Consider the following 18,888-nt stretch of genomic DNA (forward strand, 5'->3'; position numbering starts at 1 on the left):
AGGAAGGCGCGACACCATGACCGACACCCCCGCCTCCGCCGCTTCCGACGCCGCCGCCACCGACGCCCCCGCCTCCCCGGCGCCGCAGGCCCCGCTCGCCGGGCTGCGCGTCCTGGACCTCGCGACGCTCTTCGCCGGGCCGCTGGCCGCGACCATGCTCGGCGACTTCGGCGCCGAGGTCGTCAAGGTCGAGCACCCCGCCAAACCCGACCCCTCCCGCGGCCACGGCCCCGCCAAGGACGGCGTCGGCCTGTGGTGGAAGCTGCTCGGCCGCAACAAGAAGAACCTCACCCTCGATCTGTCCACGCCCGGCGGACGCGACGTGCTGCTGCGGCTGGCCGCCGGATCCGACGTGATCGTCGAGAACTTCCGCCCCGGCACGCTGGAGAAGTGGGGCCTCGGCTGGGCGGAGCTGTCGGCGGCCAACCCCCGGCTGGTGCTCGCCCGGGTCACCGGCTTCGGCCAGTTCGGCCCGTACGCCCGCCGCCCCGGGTTCGGCACCCTCGCCGAGGCGATGAGCGGCTTCGCCGCGGTCACCGGCGAGCCGGACGGGCCGCCGACGCTGCCGCCGTTCGGCCTCGCGGACTCCGTCGCCGCGCTCTCCACCGCGTACGCCGTGATGACCGCGCTCGCCGGGCGGGAGCGCACCGGGCGCGGGCAGGTGGTCGACATGGCCATCATCGAGCCGATGCTGACGGTGCTCGGCCCGCAGCCCCTCTGGTACGACCAGCTCGGCTACGTCCAGCCGCGTACCGGCAACCGCTCCACCAACAACGCGCCGCGCAACACCTACCGCACCGCCGACGGCCGCTGGCTCGCCGTCTCCACCTCCGCGCAGTCGATCGCGGAGCGGGTGATGCGGCTCGTCGGGCGGCCCGAGCTGATCGACGAGCCGTGGTTCGGCACCGGCGCGGGGCGGGCGGCGCACGCCGGGGAGCTGGACGAGGCGGTCGGCGGGTGGATCGCGCGGCACGACGCGGCGACGGTCGTCGCGGCCTTCGAGAAGGCGCAGGCGGCGGTGGCGCCGGTGTACGACATACGCGACGTAATGGCCGACGAGCAGTACCGGGCGCTGGGTTCGATCACCGAGGTCGAGGACGAGGAACTGGGCACGGTGAAGATGCAGAACGTGCTCTTCCGGCTCTCCGAGACCCCGGGCGCGATCCGCTGGGCCGGCCGGCCGCACGGCGCGGACACCGACGCTGTCCTGGCCGGTCTGGGGCTCACCGGCGCGGAGATAGCCGGGCTGCGCGACGAGGGGGTCGTGTGAGCGCGCCGCGCCCGTCCGCGGTCGCCGCGGATCCGGCGGGCGCCGGCGGGCCGGGGGACCCCGGGGACACGTATCTCACCTGGCTGTACGTGCCGGGGGACCGGCCCGCGGTGGTGGCCAAGGCGCTGCGCAGCGGGGCGGACGTGGTGCTGGTCGACCTGGAGGACGCGGTGGCGCCCGAGCGCAAGGCGTACGCGCTGGCGGCCACCGCGGAGCTGCTGGGCGAAGCGCGCCCGGGGCCGGTGCCGGTGCACGTCCGCGTCAACGCGCTCGCCGGCCCGCTGGCGGACGGCGAACTGCGCACGCTGGCCCCGCTCCCGGGTCTGGCAGGACTCCGGCTGCCGAAGACCGGCGGCCGGGAGGAGGTCCTGCGCGTGGCAACGGCCGCCCTGGCGGCCCGGGCCGGTGCCCCCGCGCCCGTACCGGCGCCCGGGGACGGCACAGCCGCCGCCGTGCCGGACGACGCGACCGGGGGTGCGGGCCCGTATCCCGCCCCCGCGCCGCCCCTCGGCCACCCCGCCACCGGCGGCGTCCCGCCCCTCTACCCGCTCCTCGAATCCGCCCTCGGCATCGAGCGCGCCTACGAGATCGCCGCCGCGCACCCCGCCGTGCGCGGCATCGCCCTCGGCGAGGCCGACCTGCGGGCGGAGCTGGGCGTCGCCGACGACGCCGGGCTGGCCTGGCCGCGCAGCCGCGCCGTCGTCGCCGCCCGCGCCGCGGGGCTCGCCCCGCCGGCCCAGTCGGTCTACCCGGACGTCGCCGACCTCGAAGGACTCGCCCGCTCCTGCGCCGCGGGACGGGCCCTGGGCTTTCTGGGCCGTACGGCGATACACCCCCGCCAACTGCCCGTGATCGAGCGCGCGTTCCTGCCTACTGCGCGGGAGGTCGAACGGGCCGAGGAGATCGTGGCGGCCGCGAGCGCGGACGCCGGCGCCCTGGCGCTGCCGGACGGCCGCTTCGTCGACGCCGCGGTGGTCGCCGAGGCCCGCCGTACCCTCCGGCTGGCCCGCCGCCGCCCCGCCTGACACGCCACCGCCCCGGCCGGGGTTCCGGCCGGGGCGGTGGCGTCGGTACGGGCCCGGCGCCCCCGGGCGCAGGCGCGCGCGAGCGCTCAGCTCAGCGCCGACAGCGCCTCGTTGAACGTCCGCGACGGGCGCATGACCGCCGCGGCCTTCTCCGGGTCCGGCTGGTAGTAGCCGCCGATGTCGGCCGGCTTGCCCTGCACCGCCAGCAGTTCCTCGACGATCTTCTCCTCCCGCTCCGCCAGCGTCGCCGCCAGCGGCGCGAACGCCTCCGCGAGCTTCGCGTCGGCGGTCTGGCCCGCCAGCTCCTGCGCCCAGTACAGCGCCAGGTAGAAGTGGCTGCCGCGGTTGTCGATGCCGCCGACGCGGCGGGTGGGCGACTTGTTCTCGTTGAGGAACGTCGCCGTCGCCCGGTCCAGGGTGTCGGCGAGGACCTGGGCGCGGGCGTTGTCCGTCGTCTGCGCCAGGTGCTCGAAGGAGACGGCCAGCGCCAGGAACTCGCCGAGGCTGTCCCAGCGCAGGTAGTCCTCCCTGACGAGCTGCTGTACGTGCTTGGGCGCCGAGCCGCCGGCGCCGGTCTCGAAGAGGCCGCCGCCGTTCATCAGCGGGACGACGGAGAGCATCTTGGCGCTGGTGCCCAGCTCCAGGATGGGGAAGAGATCGGTGAGGTAGTCGCGCAGCACGTTGCCGGTAACGGAGATGGTGTTCTCGCCGCGGCGGATCCGCTCCAGCGACAGCGCCATCGCGTCGGCCGGGGCGAGGATGCGGATGTCCAGGCCCTCGGTGTCGTGCTCCGGCAGGTACTGGCGCACCTTGGCGATCAGCCGGGCGTCGTGCGCCCGGTCCTGGTCCAGCCAGAAGACGGCCGGGTCGCCGGTGGCGCGGGCGCGGGTGACGGCGAGCTTCACCCAGTCGCGGATCGGCGCGTCCTTGGTCTGGCACATGCGGAAGATGTCGCCCTCGGCGACCGGCTGCTCCAGCAGGACGGCGCCGGCCGCGTCCACGACGCGTACGGTGCCGGGCGCGGCGGCCTCGAAGGTCTTGTCGTGGCTGCCGTACTCCTCCGCCTTCTGCGCCATCAGGCCGACGTTGGGCACCGAGCCCATCGTCGACGGGTCGAAGGCGCCGTGGGCGCGGCAGTCGTCGATGACGACCTGGTAGATGCCCGCGTAGCTGCTGTCCGGGATGACGGCGAGGGTGTCGGCCTCGGCGCCGTCGGGGCCCCACATGTGGCCGGAGGTGCGGATCATCGCGGGCATCGAGGCGTCCACGATGACGTCGCTGGGGACGTGCAGGTTGGTGATGCCGCGGTCGGAGTCGACCATCGCCAGCGCCGGGCCCTCGGCCAGCTCGTCGTCGAACGACGCCTTGATCTCGGCGCCCTCGGGCAGCGCGTCGAGGCCGGCGAGGATGCCGCCGAGCCCGTCGTTCGGGGTGAGGCCCGCGGCGGCCAGCGTCGCGCCGTAGCGGGCGAACGTCCGGGGGAAGAAGGCCCGCACCGCGTGGCCGAAGACGATCGGGTCGGAGACCTTCATCATCGTGGCCTTCAGGTGCAGCGAGAAGAGCACGTCGTCGGTCTTCGCGCGGGCGACCTGCTCGCCGAGGAACGCGCGCAGCGCCTCGACGTGCATCACGGAGGCGTCGACCACCTCGCCGGCGAGGACCGGCACCGCCTCGCGCAGCACCTCGGTGGTGCCGTCGGTGCGGGCCAGCTCGATGCGCAGGCTGCCGTTGCGCTCGACGACCGCGGACTTCTCGGTGGAGCGGAAGTCGTCGGCGATCATGTGCGCGACGTTCGTCTTCGACTCCGGGGTCCACGCGCCCATGCGGTGCGGGTGGTTGCGGGCGTAGTTCTTCACCGAGGCGGGGGCGCGGCGGTCGGAGTTGCCCTCGCGCAGCACGGGGTTGACGGCGCTGCCCTTGACCTTGTCGTAGCGGGCGCGGATGTCGCGCTCCTCGTCGGTCTTGGGCTCGTCCGGGTAGTCCGGCAGGTCGTAGCCGTGCGCGCGCAGCTCGGCGATGGCGGCCTTGAGCTGCGGGATGGACGCCGAGATGTTCGGCAGCTTGATGATGTTCGCCTGCGGCGTCTGCGCCAGCGCGCCCAGCTCGGCGAGCGCGTCGGGCACCTGCCGCTCGGCCGGCAGCCGCTCGGGGAAGTGGGCGAGGATCCGCCCGGACAGGGAGATGTCGCGGGTCTCCACCTCGACCCCGGCGGTCGCGGCGTACGCCTGGACCACCGGCAGGAACGAGTACGTGGCCAGCGCCGGGGCCTCGTCGGTGTGGGTGTAGATGATCGTCGATGCTGATTCGGTCACCGGGTGCTCCAGTCCGCGTCGCTGCTCTGCCGGATTGCTTGATATCAAGATATCCCCTGCGTGCCGGGCACCGGACAGCGGCCTGCGCCGCGGGGCGGGTGGAGATGCGTCACACCAGGCCGGGGGCGCGGCAGGCGCCCGCGGGCGACCGGATAGGCTCCCGGAACCGACACTCCCGGGGGGGACCCGTCTCATGCGTGGACTGCGAATCGTGCTCGTGGTGTGTCTCGTGCTGGGAGTGCTCTTCATCGCCGCCGACCGGCTGACCGTCTACGTCGCGGAAGGGAAGGTCGCGGAGAAGATCCAGGCCAGGCAGGGCCTGGAGGGCAGCACCGAGGTCTCCATCAACGGCTTCCCGTTCCTCACCCAGATCTACGGCAAGCACCTCGACGACGTCGACGTCACCATGACCGGCATCCGCGCGGACCCGGCCGCCGCCGGCACCGGCGAGCGGCTGATGATCTCCGAGTTCAGCGTGGACCTGAGCGGCGTCGAGCTGGACGGCGACTACGGCGGCGCGACCGCGGAGACCGCCGAGGGCTCCGCCGTCATCGCGTACGAGGCGCTGTCGGTCGTGGCCGGGCAGAAGGGCGTCAGCTTCGCCTACGGCGGCGAGGGCAAGGTGAAGGTCACCGCGAGCGCGGAGGCGCTGAACGCGCCGGAGCCGGCCGAGGTGCTCTCCACCGTCACCACCGAGGGCGGCGACACCATCCGGCTGGAGGCGGACGAGGTCCCGGCCTCCGGGGCCCCGGGTGCCGAGGACGCGATCCGCGGTGCCGTGGACCTCGACCGGCGGGTCGGCGGGCTGCCGGACGGCGTGCGGCTCGACATGGTCACCGCGACCGGCGACGGCATCGTGGTCGACGTGGAGGGCGAGGGGATCCGGGTCGCGGGCTGACCGCGGGCACCGCCCGGAGCTCAGGCGAGGTTCACCAGGAAGTCGTGGCACGCCTGCTCGCAGCGGCGGCACGCCGCCGCCCGCTCGGCCGCCCCCGGCGCCTCCGCGGCCAGCCGCTCGTAGTCCTCGGCACACGCCGCGCACGTCGCCGCACACAGCTCGACCTGGGCCCGCAGCCCAGGGGCGTCGTGCCGGCCGTGCTGCGAGAGTATCCGGGCGGTCTGCTCGCACACGTCCGCGCACCGCAGGTCCAGCCGCTGCACCGCGCCCGGCTCGGCCGCGCCGGCGGGCTGCAGGCACGCCGTCGCGCACTCCGCGCACGCCTGCGCACAGACGAAGCCGTCCTCGATGTAGCGGACGAGGGCTTCACGATCGAGCTCGTCGGCCGAAACGGCCACCTGGATCGCCTCCTTCACCGTGACCTGCCGCCCCTCTGCTCTCAGCCCACGGGGCCCGGCTGCGGATCCGGCTCCGGCACCGGGTCGGGACCGGGCGGCCGGGGGATCGGGTCCGGCTCGGGCGGCTGCGGCGGCTGCGGTACGGGCCCCGGTCCCGGCCCCGGCCCCGGGCCTGGACCTGGGCCCGGCCCCGGCCCGGGGCGCGGATCCGGGCCGGGGCCGGGCGGTGCGGGGGGCGTCGGCGGCGGCATCGGCGGCGGTACGGGGTCGGGCTCCCGGTCCGCCGCCGGGGCCCGGCGGGTCCCGGTGGTCGCTGCCGGCACCCGGGTCGGCTGCGTCGACATGTCGTCCTCCCGTGACGGGGCGTGCTCGTGTGTCCGTAGCGGTCAAGGGGGCGGGTGCCCCGCCGTGCCCCGCTTCACGCCCCGGCGCGGGAAGATCCGCCCGATTGCCGTCGTCCGGGACCCGCGCGGTGCCGGCGGGCGGAGTGCCCCGGCCTCAGCGGCGGTGCCGCCGGTGCCCGGCGGGCCGGGTGCCGGCGTTGCCGTGGCCCCGGAGCCGGTGCGCGGTCAGCCGGCGCCCGTCCCGGGGCAGCTCCGCGGGTTCGCGCTCCTCCGTGACCCGGCCGACCGGGCCGGACGCCGGCGGCCGCGGCTGCTCCTCGGGCCGCGGCGGGGCGGGTTCGCGGGACCGTATCCGGATGCCGAGCCACACCGCGCCGATGAGCACGGCGACCACGACGAGGCCGAGGAGGAAGGGGAGCAGGCCGGCGGCGACCGCGGATTCGGCGGCGGTGCCGGAAGCGCGTGTGTGCGGGTCGGTACGCATGGGTCCGGGTACCCGCCGACGGCTCTTCCGCACCTGCGTCTTCGGACCGCACCGCCACGTTCGTGTGCGCGCACCGGCCCCCGCCACCGGCCCGGGCGATCCGTCCGGGGGCGATACCGCCGCCACGTGGGACACTCAAGTACGTGCGTTTCCTGAATGACTCTCCCGCCCCGTACGACCTGACCTACGACGACGTGTTCATGGTCCCCCGCCGCTCCGGCGTGGGCTCCCGCCAGGCCGTGGACCTGTCGTCCGCCGACGGCACCGGCACCACCATCCCGCTCGTCGTCGCCAACATGACGGCCATCGCCGGCCGCCGGATGGCGGAGACCGTGGCCCGCCGCGGCGGGCTGGTCGTCATCCCGCAGGACATTCCCATCGACGTGGTCACCGAGGTCGTCTCCTGGGTCAAGGAGCGCGACCTGGTGCTGGACACGCCCATCGTGCTCGGCCCCCACTCCACCGTCGCCGACGCGCTGGCGCTGCTGCCCAAGCGGGCGCACGGCGCCGCCGTCGTCGTCGAGGACGGCCGCCCCGTGGGCGTCGTCACCGAGGCCGACCTGAACGGCGTGGACCGCTTCACCCAGCTCTCCGAGGTCATGTCCCGCGACCTGCTGACCCTGGACGCGGACATCGACCCGCGCGAGGCGTTCAACCGGCTGGACGCCGCCCACCGCAGGCTCGCCCCCGCCGTCGGCCCCGACGGGCGGCTCGTCGGTCTCCTCACCCGCAAGGGCGCCCTGCGGGCCACCCTCTACACCCCCGCCACCGACGCCCGCGGCCGGCTGCGCATCGCCGCCGCCGTGGGCATCAACGGCGACGTCGCGGGCCACGCCAAGCAGCTCCTCGACGCGGGCATCGACACCCTCGTGGTGGACACCGCGCACGGCCACCAGGAGCAGATGATCCTCGCGCTGCGCGCCGTCCGCGCCCTCGGTCCCGAGGTGCCGGTGGTGGCGGGCAACATCGTCGCCGCCGAGGGCGTACGCGACCTCGTGGAGGCGGGCGCCGACATCGTCAAGGTCGGCGTCGGACCCGGTGCGATGTGCACCACCCGCATGATGACCGGCGTGGGCCGCCCGCAGTTCTCCGCCGTGCTGGAGTGCGCCGCCGAGGCGCGCCGGCTCGGCAAGCACGTGTGGGCCGACGGCGGCGTGCGGCATCCCCGCGACGTCGCGATGGCGCTGGCCGCCGGCGCCTCCAACGTCATGATCGGCTCCTGGTTCGCCGGCACCTACGAGTCCCCGGGCGACCTCCAGCAGACCGCGGACGGGCGGCTGTACAAGGAGAGCTTCGGCATGGCCTCGGCGCGCGCCGTCCGCGGCCGCACGGTCGAGGAGTCCGCGTACGACCGCGCCCGCAAGGGGCTCTTCGAGGAGGGCATCTCCACCTCGCGGATGTTCCTCGACCCGGCGCGGCCCGGTGTCGAGGACGTCATCGACGCCGTCGTCGCGGGCGTGCGCAGCGCGTGCACCTACGCCGGGGCGGCGACGCTGGAGGAGTTCCACGAGCGCGCCGTGGTCGGCGTGCAGAGCGCCGCGGGGTACGCCGAGGGCAAGCCGCTCCACGCGAGCTGGCAGTAGCCGCGGTACGGGCAGGCGCACCGGGCAGGCCGCGCCGGAAGCCGCCCGGCCGGCCGTGGTGTACTGCGGACATGCGACTCGACGAGCTGGACGAGCGGATCGTGCGCGCCCTCGCCGAGGACGCCCGCCGCACCTACGCCGACATCGGCGCCGAGGTCGGCCTGTCCGCGCCCGCGGTCAAGCGGCGCGTGGACAGGCTGCGCGCCGCGGGCGCCATCACCGGCTTCACCGTACGGGTCGACCCCACCGCGCTCGGCTGGGCCACCGAGGGCTACGTCGAGCTGTACTGCCGCTCCAACACCGGCCCCGGCGACATCCGCCGCGCACTGTCGCGCTACGCCGAGGTGGCCGCCGCCTCCACCGTCACCGGCGACGCCGACGCCATCGTGCAGATCTTCGCCACCGACATGCGCCACTTCGAGGAGGTGCTGGAACGGATCGCGGGCGAGCCGTTCGTCGAGCGCACCAGATCGGTCCTCGTCCTCTCCCCGCTCGTCCGCCGCTACGCCCCCGACCCGCCGCTCTGAGCCGCACGGCCCGGTACGCAACGGATCACCGCGAAGGACTGCCAAGACGCAACGAATCGCCTGGTCGGACGCAATCGACCGGCCTTGTTCCGGGCCGCGCGCAGGACGTACCGTCGGGGGAAACGCACCCACCACCCGCCTGCGAGGTTGCCCATGGCGCCGCTGCGCACCGCCCTACTCCAGGGGCCGGCCGGGGTGCCCCCGAGCAGACGGGAGGCCCTCGCCGCGCTGGAGGCCGCCGCCCGGACCGCCGCCGCCGGGGGCGCGCGGCTGCTCGTCGCCTCCGAGCTGTTCCTCAGCGGCTACGCCACCGATCCCGCGGGCCGCGCCGAGCCGGCCGACGGCCCCGGCGCCCGCGCCGTCGCGGGCATCGCCGCCGACCACGGCCTGTCCATCGCCTACGGCTACCCGGAGCGGGACGGCTCCGACGTGTACAACGCCGTCCAGCTCGTCTCCCCGTACGGCTATCCGCTGGCCAACTACCGCAAGACCCACCTCTTCGGCGACTTCGAGCGCAAGTTCTTCACCCCCGGCGACACCCCCGTGGTCCAGGCCGACGTCGACGGCATCCGCGTCGGCATCCTGATCTGCTACGACGTGGAGTTCCCCGAGCCGGTGCGGGCGCACGCCCTGGCCGGCACGGAGCTGCTGCTCGTGCCCACCGCGCTGATGCGCCCGTACGAGTTCGTGCCCCGCGCCCTCGTCCCGGTGCGTGCCTACGAAAGCCAGCTCTACGTCGCGTACGTCAACCGGGTCGGCGCCGAGGGCGAGCACCACTTCGCCGGGCTGAGCTGCCTGGCCGCACCCGACGGCACGGTGCGCGCCCGCGCCGGGCACGACGGCGAGGACCTGCTGCTCGCCGACGCCGACCCGGCCCGGATCGGCGCCGCGCGCCGCGACAACACCTATCTCGCGGACCTCAGGCCCGAGTTGTACGCCTGACGCCCCGCGCCGAAGTCCCGCACCCGTAGCCCGTAGCCACCGGACCCGTACCCGCGCACGCCCCGGCGGCGGCCGCCCGCCGCCCCTGCCCGCACGCCCGAGGAGCACCGCCCGATGACGTCCACCGTGCCCACCGCCGTCCACCCCGCGGGGGAGGAGACCGGCCGGCGGCCGATCACGATGTTCGGCCCCGACTTCCCCTTCGCCTACGACGACTACCTCGCCCACCCCGCCGGGCTGGGCCAGATACCGGCGACGGAGCACGGCACCGAGGTCGCCGTGATCGGCGGCGGGCTCTCCGGCCTCGTCACCGCGTACGAGCTGATGAAGATGGGCCTGAAGCCGGTGGTCTACGAGGCCGACCGGATCGGCGGCCGGCTGCGCACCGAGACGTTCCCCGGCTGCGACCCCGCGCTCACCGCCGAGATGGGCGCGATGCGCTTCCCGCCGTCGTCCACGGCGCTGCGGCACTACATCGACCTCGCGGGCCTCGCGACCCGCCCGTTCCCCAACCCGCTGGCCCCCGGCACCCCTTCGACCGTCGTCGACCTCAAGGGCGAGTCGCACTACGCCCGCACCATCGACGACCTGCCGCAGGTCTACCGCGACGTCGCCGCCGCCTGGGCCGACTGCCTGGAGGAGGGCGCGGACTTCAGCGCCATGAACCGCGCCATCCGCGAGCGCGACGTGCCGCGGATCCGCGAGCTGTGGGCGGGGCTGGTCGAACGGCTCGACAACCAGACGTTCTACGGCTTCCTCTGCGACTCGGCGGCCTTCCGCTCCTTCCGGCACCGGGAGATCTTCGGCCAGGTCGGCTTCGGCACCGGCGGCTGGGACACCGACTTCCCCAACTCCATCCTGGAGATCCTGCGCGTCGTCTACACCGAGGCCGACGACGACCACCACGGCATCGTCGGCGGCAGCCGGCAGTTGCCCCTGCGGCTCTGGGACCGCGCGCCCGGCAAGCTCGTGCACTGGCCGCAGGGGACCTCGCTGGCCGCCCTGCACGCCGGCGGCACCCCCCGCCCGGCGGTCACCCGGCTCGCCCGCGCCGCCGGCGAGCGCATCACCGTCACCGACTCCGCGGGTGACGTACGCACCTACCGGGCCGCGGTCTTCACCGCCCAGTCGTGGATGCTGCTGTCGAAGATCGACTGCGCCGACGAGCTGCTGCCCATCGACCACTGGACCGCCGTCGAACGCACCCACTACATGGCCTCGTCCAAGCTCTTCGTGCCCGTGGACCGGCCGTTCTGGCTGGACCCGGCCGTCGACGGCGACGGGCGGCCGACCGGGCGCGACGTGATGTCCATGACGCTCACCGACCGCATGACCCGCGGCACCTACCTCCTCGACGAGGGCCCGGACCGCCCGGCGGCGATCTGCCTCTCGTACACCTGGTGCGACGACAGCCTGAAGTGGCTGCCGCTGACGGCCGGGGAGCGGATGGAGGTCATGCTGAAGTCGCTCGGCGAGATCTACCCGGGCGTCGACATCAGGAAGCACGTCATCGGGCCGCCCGTGACGGTCTCCTGGGAGGACGAGCCGTACTTCATGGGCGCGTTCAAGGCCAACCTGCCCGGCCACTACCGCTACCAGCGGCGGCTGTTCACCCACTTCATGCAGGAGGCGCTGCCCGCGGGCAAGCGCGGGCTGTTCCTGGCCGGCGACGACATCTCCTGGACGGCGGGCTGGGCCGAGGGCGCGGTGCAGACCGCGCTGAACGCGGTGTGGGGCGTGATGCGGCACTTCGGCGGCGCCACCGACCCGGCCAACCCCGGGCCCGGCGACGTCTTCGACGCCATCGCCCCGGTGGAGCTGCCGGAGGACTGACGACGGCGGCGGCCGGGCGCCCGGTTCAGCCGTCCGGCCGGCCGCCCAGCGGGACCAGCAGGCAGCGCGAGACCAGCCCCACCGACTGATCCAGCCGCTCGGTGAACTCCTCGCCCACCTCCGGCAGTCCGCGCAGCCGCCACAGCACCCGGGCCGCCGCCCACGCGGCGTCCCGCGCGCGCTCCAGGCTCCAGGCGCCCGCGAGGTGGGTGAGCGGATCCGCCACGTCCAGCAGGTCGGGCCCCGGCATGAGCTGCTCGCGGATCCGCTCCTCCAGCCGTACGAGCAGCTCGCCCACCCGCTCGTAGTCGCCCTCGACGTCCTCGGGTTCGCGCCCCAGCGCCCGGCAGGTGGCGACGACGGCGAGCGGGAGGTCGTAGCCGATATGGGCGTTGATGCCGGCGAGCGCGAACTGCAGGGTGTGCACCCCGCGATGGCGGCGGGCCTCGAAGAGCGGCCGCCAGCAGGCCGGCGGGCGGCGGCCGGCCGCGGCGTCGTCCACCGCGGCCAGGAACCGGCCGGCGAAGTCCGCGGCGAGCCTCGCGGCCGCGGTCCGGTCGGCGAAGCGGCCGGCCGCCAGGTGCAGCCGTACCTCGTCGGTCACCGCGAGATAGACCGAGGTGAAGACCGCGACCCCGTCGCGCCGGGGCAGCTCGCACGCCAGCGCGCGCATCCGTTCCGCGGCGGCGTCGAGGGTGCCCGGGGCCGCCGTGTCCTGCGCAGACGTCATGGCGGCCACCCTGGCAGCCGGGGGACCGCGCGGCCATCACCCGGCCGGGCGGGGCCCGGAGCACCCCTCGTACGAGTGGTGCCCGCCGTCCCGCCGGGACCGGCCCGGCCCGCGCGGAGGTGATCCAGCCCACAGGATCCGGCGGATTGACCGCCGCCGGGGCGTGGCAGACTGGAGGCGTACCAGTGACGTACGCGCACTCCGGGGTCGGTGAAAATCCGAACCGGCGGTTAAAGTCCGCGACCCGGCCGCTGCCAGCGGCCGGTTGACCAGGTGAAATTCCTGGACCGACGGTGAAAGTCCGGATGGGAGGCAGTGCGCGGCGGGATGCCACAGGTGCGCCGCCGGCGGCGGCCCGTCCCTTTCCGGGCGGTCCACCCGTCTCCCGGCCGGCGCTCCGGTGATCGCGTTCCGTGACTGTCGTGAAGACAGGCCCCGGAGTCCGTGCCCGACGAGGCAGGAGGACCCGGTGGCCACCCCAGCCGAAGCGCAGGCGATGCGCCGCGCCATCGCGCTCGCCTCCCGGGCGCTCGGCGACACCAGCCCCAACCCCGTCGTCGGCTGCGTGATCCTCGACGCCGCCGGGCACCCGGCGGGCGAGGGCCACCACGCCCGCGCAGGCGGTCCGCACGCCGAGGTCGCCGCGCTGGCCGACGCGGGGGAGCGGGCCCGCGGCGGCACCGCCGTCGTCACCCTCGAACCCTGCAGCCACACCGGCCGCACGGGCCCCTGCGTCCGCGCCCTCGCCGACGCCGGCGTCGTCCGCGTCGTCTACGCCGTCGCCGACCCCACCCCCGCGGCCGGCGGCGGGGCCGCCGCGCTCGCCGCCGCGGGCATCGAGGTCGAGGGCGGCCTGCTCGCCGACGAGGCCGCCGCCGGGAACGAGCCGTGGCTGACCTCCGTGCTCCGCGGCCGCCCCTACGTGCTCTGGAAGTACGCCGCCACCCTCGACGGCCGCAGCGCCGCCGCCGACGGCACCAGCCGCTGGATCACCTCACCGGCCGCCCGCGCCGACGTGCACCGGCTGCGCGCCGAGGCCGACGCCGTCGTCGTCGGCTCCGGCACCCTGCGCGCCGACGACCCGCAGCTCGCCGTCCGCGGACCGCGCGCCGAGGCCGGCGTCACCCAGCCGCTGCGCGTCGTCGCCGACACCGGGGGCACCGCGCTCACCCCCGGTGCCCGGATCCTCGACGGCGCCGCCCCCACCCTCGTCGCCGTGGCCGCGGACGCCGCGGACTCCGCCGTCGGCCACCTCGACGCCGTCCTCGACGCCGCCGCGGCCCGCGCCGGCCGCCGCGCCGACGTGGTGCGGCTGCCCCGCGCCGCAGGCGGCCGCGGCCTCGACGTCGCCGCGCTGCTCGCCGCGCTGTACGGGCGGGACGTGCGCTCCGTCCTGCTGGAGGGCGGCCCGGCCCTGGCCGGGGCGTTCCTCGCCGCCGGCGTCGTGGACCGGGTCGTCTGCTACCTCGCCCCCGTCCTGCTGGGCGCCGGGCCCGCCGCGCTCGCCGACGCCGGAATCGGGACGATCGGCGAGGCGTTGCGCCTCGATGTGACCGCCGTCGATCACCTCGGCCCCGACCTGCGGCTGACCGCCGTGCCGGGGCCCGCGCCCGAGCCGCCCGCCACCAAGGAGAGCTGACGTTGTTCACCGGAATCGTTGAAGAGCTCGGCGAGGTCGTCGCCGTCGAGGAACTGCCCGACGCCGCCCGCTTCCGGCTCCGCGGCCCCGTCGTCACCGAGGGCGCCCGGCACGGCGACTCCATCGCCGTCAACGGCGTGTGCCTGACCGTCGTCGACCACGAGGGCGCCGAGTTCACCGCCGACGTGATGGCCGAGACGCTGGACCGCTCCAGCCTCGGCGGCCTCGGCCCCGGCGACCGGGTCAATCTGGAGCGCCCCACCGCCGTCGGCGGGCGCCTCGGCGGGCACCTGGTGCAGGGCCACGTGGACGGCACCGGCGAGATCACGGCGCGCAAGACCTCCGACAACTGGGAGGTCGTCACCGTCTCGCTGCCGGCCGGCCTCTCCCGCTACGTCGTGGAGAAGGGCTCCGTCACCGTCGACGGCGTCAGCCTCACCGTCGTGGAGGCGGGCCCCGACTTCTTCACGATCAGCCTCATCCCCACGACGCTCGCGCTCACCACCCTCGGCTTCAAGAAGCCGGGGGACAGGGTCAACCTGGAGGTCGACATCGTCGCCAAGTACGTCGAGCGGCTCGTCGCCCCGCACGCGGCCCGCGCGGACGGAGCCCGGGAGTGAGCGCCCTGGACTCCCTCAACGGCGTCGCCTTCTCGGTGTTCGGCGAGGACATCAAGTGGGCCGACATGACCGGCAACGTGCTGGGGCTGACAGCCCTCGCCCTCGGCTGGCGCCGCTCGGTGGCGGTGTGGCCGGCCCAGTTGCTCTCCGGCGCGGTGCTCGTCGTCGCGTACGCCTCCGCCGGTCTCACCGGCGGCGTCGGCAAGCAACTGCTCGTCGTCGGCGTCTCGGTGTGGGGCTGGGCGCAGTGGACGCGCGGCCGGCGCGAGAGCGGGGCGATACGGGTGCGCTTCGCCACCTGGACCGAGCGCGCCTGGCTCGTCGCCGCCACCGCGGCCGGCACCACCGCCGTGGCCCTGCTCTTCCTCGCCGTCCCGTCGCTGTCCTGGAACCCCTGGCCGGATGCCTACCTGTTCACCGGCTCCGTCGCCGCCATGGTCGCCATGGCCCGCGGCTGGGTCGAGTTCTGGTTCGCCTGGCTCGCCGTCGACGCGGTCGGCGTCCCCCTCGCGTACTCCAGCGACCTGAAGTTCTCCGCCCTCGTGTACGTCGTCTACGGCGTCGTCGTCCTCCTCGGCCTGCGCGCCTGGTGGACCGCGAGCCGCCGCACCGCCCCGCCCGCCGCCGGGCGGCCGGAGGCACTGGAAGGAGCCGCCGCATGACCGCTCTTACGACCTGGCCGCCCGCCGGGGAGGCGGAGGATCTCCGCCTCGACCCGGTCGAGCGCGCGATAGAGGAGATCGCCGCCGGCCGGCCCGTGGTCGTCGTGGACGACGAGGACCGCGAGAACGAGGGCGACCTCGTCGTCGCCGCCGAGCTGATCACGCCCGCCACCGTGGCGTTCATGATGCGCGAGTGCAGCGGCATGATCTGCATGCCGATGACCGGCGCGGAGCTGGACCGGCTCGGCATCCCGCAGATGGTCCAGCGCAACACCGAGTCCCTGCGCACCGCCTTCACCGTCACCGTGGACGCCTCCGCCGCCCACGGCGTCACCACCGGCATCTCCGCCTCGGACCGGGCGGCCACGATCCGGCTGCTCGCCGACCCCGCCGCCGTCGCCGCGGACTTCGTCCGTCCCGGGCACATCTTCCCGCTGCGTGCCCGCGAGGGCGGCGTGCTCGTCCGCGACGGGCACACCGAGGCGAGCGTGGACCTGGCCCGGCTCGCCGGGCTGCGCCCGGCCGCCGCGATCGTGGAGATCGCCGGCGAGGACGGCGAGATGCTGCGGCTGCCGCAGCTCGTGCCGTTCGCCCGCAGGCACGGCTTCGCGATCATCTCCATCGCCGACCTCATCGAGTACCGCAGGACCACCGAGCGCGCCCCGGCCGACCCGGAGCCCCCCGCGGCACCGGCCGCCGCCGGGCCCGCTGCCGTGCCTGCGGACGCTCCCGCGGACGCCCCCGCCGTACGCCGCGAGGCCGAGACCCGGCTGCCCACCGCGTACGGCGACTTCACCGCGTACGGGTACCGCTCGGCGGCCGACGGCGTCGAGCACATCGCCCTGGTCATGGGCGACGTCGGCGGGGACGACGACCTCGGCCAGGGGGTGCTCGTACGCCTCCACTCCGAGTGCCTGACCGGCGACGTCTTCGGCTCCCAGCGCTGCGACTGCGGCCCGCAGCTCCACGCCTCGCTGCGCCGCGTGGCCGCCGAGGGCCGCGGCGTCGTGATCTACCTGCGCGGCCACGAGGGCCGCGGCATCGGCCTGCTGTCCAAGCTGCGCGCGTACGAGCTCCAGGAGCGCGGCCGCGACACCCTCGACGCCAACCTGGAGCTGGGCCTGCCCGCCGACGCCCGCGACTACGCCGCCGGCGCCCGGATGCTCGCCGACCTCGGCGTCACCTCCGTGCGTCTCATGACCAACAACCCGGAGAAGGTCGACGCCCTGCTCCGCCACGGCCTGGCCGTCACCGGCCGCGAGCCCACCCCCGTCGAGGCCGGCGAGCACAATCTGCGCTACCTGCGCACCAAGCGCGACCGCATGGGCCACCACCTGCCGTGGCTGGACGGCGCGCCCGTCGCGGTGTGCAGCAACCAGTGACGCCCTAGCGACACCGTTTCCCCAACACCCCGACACACCCGTACCCCAACACCCCGCACATCCGTAGAGCACAGCGAACGAGGAGAGCCGTGAGCGGCAAGGGCGCACCCGAACTGACCGTGAAGAACTGCGAGGACCTGCGGGTCGCCGTCGTCGCGGCGCTCTGGCACGAGCAGGTGATGGACGGGCTCGTCGACGGCGCCCTGCGCGCCCTCGGCGAGCTGGGCATCGCCGAGCCCACCCTGCTGCGCGTGCCCGGCAGCTTCGAGCTGCCCGTGGTCGCCAAGGCGATGGCCGGCCGCGGCTACGACGCCGTCGTCGCCCTCGGTGTCGTCATCCGCGGCGGCACCCCCCACTTCGACTACGTGTGCCAGGGCGTCACCCAGGGTCTGACCAGCGTCGGCGTGGAGACCGGCGTGCCCGTCGGCTTCGGCGTGCTCACCTGCGACACCGAGGAGCAGGCGCTCGCCCGCGCCGGGCTCGCGGACTCGGTGGAGGACAAGGGCCACGAGGCGGCCACCGCCGCCGTGGCCACCGCCACGGCGCTGCGGAACGTCGCGGAACCCTGGCGCTGAGTGCCCCCGCGGACCCCGTAGACTTGGGCCCACCATGGCCAGCAAGACATTCGAGGAGCTCTTCGCCGAGCTCCGCCAGAAGGCCGCCACCGGCGACCCCGCCACCTCCCGCACCGCCCAGCTCGTCGAGCAGGGCGTGCACGCCATCGGCAAGAAGGTCGTCGAAGAGGCGGCGGAGGTCTGGATGGCCGCCGAGCACGAGGGCGAGGAGCGCACCGCGGAGGAGATCTCCCAACTCCTCTACCACCTGCAGGTGATGATGGTCGCCCGGGGGATCTCCCTGGACGACGTCTACGCCCACCTCTGACGCCCGTACGCACCCGTCAGCCGACCCGGCAGAACAGGAAGAGCCACGACCATGCTGCGCATCGCCGTCCCCAACAAGGGTTCCCTCGCCGAGCCTGCGTCGGCGATGCTCCATGAGGCCGGCTACCGTCAGCGCACGGACCGCCACGAACTGGTGCTCACCGACGCAGACAACGACGTCGAGTTCTTCTTCCTGCGCCCCCGCGACATCGCCGTCTACGTCGGCTCCGGCCGCCTGGACATCGGCATCACCGGCCGCGACCTGCTCCTCGACTCCGGCGCAAGCGCCGAGGAGATCATGCAGCTCGGCTTCGGCGCCTCCACCTTCCGCTACGCCACCCGCCCCGGCACCGCCGCGGGCGTCGCCGACTTCGGCGGCAAGACGGTCGCCACGTCCTTCTCCGGGCTGGTCGCCAAGCACCTCGCGGACAACGGCGTGGACGCCGACGTCGTCCACCTCGACGGCGCCGTGGAGACCGCGATCAAGCTCGGCGTCGCCGAGATCATCGCCGACGTCGTCGAGACCGGCACCACGCTGCGGCAGGCCGGTCTGGAGATCATCGGCGAGCCGATCCTCACCTCCGAGGCGATCGTCATCCGCGGCACCGGCTCGCCCCTGGAGGAGCCGAAGGTGCGGCAGTTCCTCCGCCGGATGCAGGGCGTCCTCGTCGCCCGCCGGTACGTGATGATGGACTACGACATCCGCGCCGAGCACCTGGAGAAGGCGGTGGCCCTCACCCCCGGGCTGGAGTCGCCCACCGTCTCGCCGCTGCACCACGAGGGATGGGTCGCCGTCCGCTCGATGGTGCCCACCGCGGACGCCCAGCGGATCATGGACGAGCTGTACGACCTGGGGGCGCGGGCCATCCTCACCACCACGATCCACGCCTGCCGCCTGTGAGCGCCGCCGAGCTGCCGGTCACGTTCCGGCCTCACCGCACCCGGGTGGTGCTCGTCGGCGCCGGGCTGGTCATCTTCGCCACGCTCACCGCGATCGGGCTGGCGCTGAGCCTGAACGTGGGGGAGCGGATCAGCTTCATCGTCGTCGGGCTGCTCTTCCTCGGCGGCCTGCTGCTGCTCGGCCGGCCCAAGGTGGTCGCGGACGACGACGGCGTCACCGTCACCAACCTCACCCACCGCCGGCATCTGGCCTGGGCCGAGATCCTCCGCGTCAACCTGGGTCCCGGCGACCCCTGGGTCTCCCTGGACCTCGCCGACGGCACGAGCCTGCCGGTGATGGGCATCCAGCCGGGCATCGCCAGGCAGCAGGCCGAGCGGGACGCGCGGGCGCTCGCCGGGATGGCCGCGGAGCGCGGCACGGCCGCGTCCGGCGCCTGACTCTGCCCCGTACCCCCGAG

19 protein-coding genes and 1 riboswitch are annotated in these 18,888 nt (G+C 74.8%); of the genes, 15 read left to right on the forward strand and 4 right to left on the reverse strand.

The window, feature by feature from the left end; translation table 11 throughout:
* The first annotated feature begins 16 nt into the window (after positions 1–16).
* Both DMB38_RS35175 and DMB38_RS35180 read left to right on the forward strand, forming a co-directional pair.
* On the forward strand, positions 17–1,270 hold the full coding sequence (locus DMB38_RS35175; RefSeq protein WP_125938588.1) for a CoA transferase: 1,254 nt from the start codon (positions 17–19) through the stop codon (positions 1,268–1,270).
* Complete coding sequence (locus DMB38_RS35180; RefSeq protein WP_240662641.1) at positions 1,267–2,295, forward strand: aldolase/citrate lyase family protein; 1,029 nt, start codon at positions 1,267–1,269, stop codon at positions 2,293–2,295. Before DMB38_RS35175 ends, DMB38_RS35180 begins: the two co-directional genes overlap by 4 nt.
* An 86-nt stretch (positions 2,296–2,381) precedes the next feature.
* Here the strand turns inward: DMB38_RS35180 and DMB38_RS35185 are convergent, their stop codons facing one another.
* Positions 2,382–4,607 (reverse strand): NADP-dependent isocitrate dehydrogenase, encoded by a 2,226-nt coding sequence (locus tag DMB38_RS35185; protein ID WP_125938589.1) that lies wholly within the window; start codon positions 4,605–4,607, stop codon positions 2,382–2,384.
* Between the two features lie 193 nt (positions 4,608–4,800).
* On the opposite strand from DMB38_RS35185, the gene DMB38_RS35190 reads away from it, so the two are divergent.
* A complete protein-coding gene (locus tag DMB38_RS35190; protein WP_125938590.1) occupies positions 4,801–5,505 on the forward strand; it encodes a DUF2993 domain-containing protein in 705 nt (234 codons plus the stop codon).
* A gap of 20 nt (positions 5,506–5,525) precedes the next feature.
* Here the strand turns inward: DMB38_RS35190 and DMB38_RS35195 are convergent, their stop codons facing one another.
* Together DMB38_RS35195 and DMB38_RS35200 are read right to left on the reverse strand one after the other, a co-directional pair.
* Positions 5,526–5,903 carry a hypothetical protein gene (locus tag DMB38_RS35195; RefSeq protein ID WP_240662642.1) on the reverse strand — a complete coding sequence of 126 codons (378 nt, stop codon included), beginning with the start codon at positions 5,901–5,903 and terminating at the stop codon, positions 5,526–5,528.
* A 498-nt stretch (positions 5,904–6,401) separates the two neighbouring features.
* Positions 6,402–6,731 (reverse strand): DUF6479 family protein, encoded by a 330-nt coding sequence (locus DMB38_RS35200; protein ID WP_240662643.1) that lies wholly within the window; start codon positions 6,729–6,731, stop codon positions 6,402–6,404.
* A gap of 143 nt (positions 6,732–6,874) precedes the next feature.
* On the opposite strand from DMB38_RS35200, the gene DMB38_RS35205 reads away from it, so the two are divergent.
* The 4 genes from DMB38_RS35205 to DMB38_RS35220 all read left to right on the forward strand — a co-directional run bounded on the left by DMB38_RS35205 (position 6,875) and on the right by DMB38_RS35220 (position 11,616).
* Complete coding sequence (locus DMB38_RS35205; RefSeq protein ID WP_125938592.1) at positions 6,875–8,314, forward strand: GuaB1 family IMP dehydrogenase-related protein; 1,440 nt, start codon at positions 6,875–6,877, stop codon at positions 8,312–8,314.
* Positions 8,315–8,385: 71 nt separating this feature from the next.
* Positions 8,386–8,841: an Lrp/AsnC family transcriptional regulator gene (locus DMB38_RS35210; RefSeq protein WP_047019522.1), complete on the forward strand. Its 456-nt coding sequence runs from the start codon at positions 8,386–8,388 to the stop codon at positions 8,839–8,841.
* Positions 8,842–8,994: 153 nt separating this feature from the next.
* Positions 8,995–9,783: a carbon-nitrogen hydrolase family protein gene (locus tag DMB38_RS35215; protein ID WP_125938593.1), complete on the forward strand. Its 789-nt coding sequence runs from the start codon at positions 8,995–8,997 to the stop codon at positions 9,781–9,783.
* A 114-nt stretch (positions 9,784–9,897) separates the two neighbouring features.
* Entirely contained in the window at positions 9,898–11,616 is a 1,719-nt protein-coding gene (locus DMB38_RS35220; protein ID WP_125938594.1) for an NAD(P)/FAD-dependent oxidoreductase, read from the forward strand.
* 25 nt (positions 11,617–11,641) lie between these two features.
* Here DMB38_RS35220 and DMB38_RS35225 read toward each other — a convergent pair whose 3' ends face one another.
* On the reverse strand, positions 11,642–12,346 hold the full coding sequence (locus tag DMB38_RS35225) for a DUF5995 family protein (protein ID WP_125938595.1): 705 nt from the start codon (positions 12,344–12,346) through the stop codon (positions 11,642–11,644).
* Positions 12,347–12,538: 192 nt separating this feature from the next.
* Positions 12,539–12,669, forward strand: a riboswitch (FMN riboswitch).
* 173 nt (positions 12,670–12,842) lie between these two features.
* Here DMB38_RS35225 and ribD point away from each other — a divergent pair.
* The 8 genes from ribD to DMB38_RS35265 all read left to right on the forward strand — a co-directional run bounded on the left by ribD (position 12,843) and on the right by DMB38_RS35265 (position 18,868).
* Positions 12,843–13,985 (forward strand): bifunctional diaminohydroxyphosphoribosylaminopyrimidine deaminase/5-amino-6-(5-phosphoribosylamino)uracil reductase RibD, encoded by a 1,143-nt coding sequence (gene ribD, locus DMB38_RS35230; protein ID WP_125939478.1) that lies wholly within the window; start codon positions 12,843–12,845, stop codon positions 13,983–13,985.
* A gap of 2 nt (positions 13,986–13,987) precedes the next feature.
* Positions 13,988–14,605 carry a riboflavin synthase gene (locus DMB38_RS35235; RefSeq protein WP_125938596.1) on the forward strand — a complete coding sequence of 206 codons (618 nt, stop codon included), beginning with the start codon at positions 13,988–13,990 and terminating at the stop codon, positions 14,603–14,605.
* Positions 14,602–15,267, forward strand: a complete 666-nt coding sequence (locus DMB38_RS35240) for a nicotinamide mononucleotide transporter family protein (protein WP_125938597.1) — start codon at positions 14,602–14,604, stop codon at positions 15,265–15,267. The genes DMB38_RS35235 and DMB38_RS35240 overlap by 4 nt, the downstream gene beginning before the upstream one ends.
* Positions 15,264–16,649 carry a 3,4-dihydroxy-2-butanone-4-phosphate synthase gene (gene ribB, locus DMB38_RS35245; RefSeq protein WP_125938598.1) on the forward strand — a complete coding sequence of 462 codons (1,386 nt, stop codon included), beginning with the start codon at positions 15,264–15,266 and terminating at the stop codon, positions 16,647–16,649. The genes DMB38_RS35240 and ribB overlap by 4 nt, the downstream gene beginning before the upstream one ends.
* Positions 16,650–16,738: 89 nt before the next feature.
* Complete coding sequence (gene ribH / locus DMB38_RS35250) at positions 16,739–17,224, forward strand: 6,7-dimethyl-8-ribityllumazine synthase (protein ID WP_047019529.1); 486 nt, start codon at positions 16,739–16,741, stop codon at positions 17,222–17,224.
* A gap of 34 nt (positions 17,225–17,258) precedes the next feature.
* Entirely contained in the window at positions 17,259–17,531 is a 273-nt protein-coding gene (locus tag DMB38_RS35255) for a phosphoribosyl-ATP diphosphatase (protein ID WP_101420011.1), read from the forward strand.
* A gap of 51 nt (positions 17,532–17,582) precedes the next feature.
* Positions 17,583–18,431 carry an ATP phosphoribosyltransferase gene (hisG, locus tag DMB38_RS35260; protein ID WP_125938599.1) on the forward strand — a complete coding sequence of 283 codons (849 nt, stop codon included), beginning with the start codon at positions 17,583–17,585 and terminating at the stop codon, positions 18,429–18,431.
* The gene (locus tag DMB38_RS35265) at positions 18,428–18,868 is read left to right on the forward strand and encodes a PH domain-containing protein (protein ID WP_125938600.1); all 441 of its coding nucleotides are present in this window, start codon (positions 18,428–18,430) and stop codon (positions 18,866–18,868) included. Before hisG ends, DMB38_RS35265 begins: the two co-directional genes overlap by 4 nt.
* Positions 18,869–18,888: the final 20 nt, after the last annotated feature.

This window comes from Streptomyces sp. WAC 06738 (genome assembly GCF_003945505.1).
Taxonomy (GTDB): domain Bacteria; phylum Actinomycetota; class Actinomycetes; order Streptomycetales; family Streptomycetaceae; genus Streptomyces.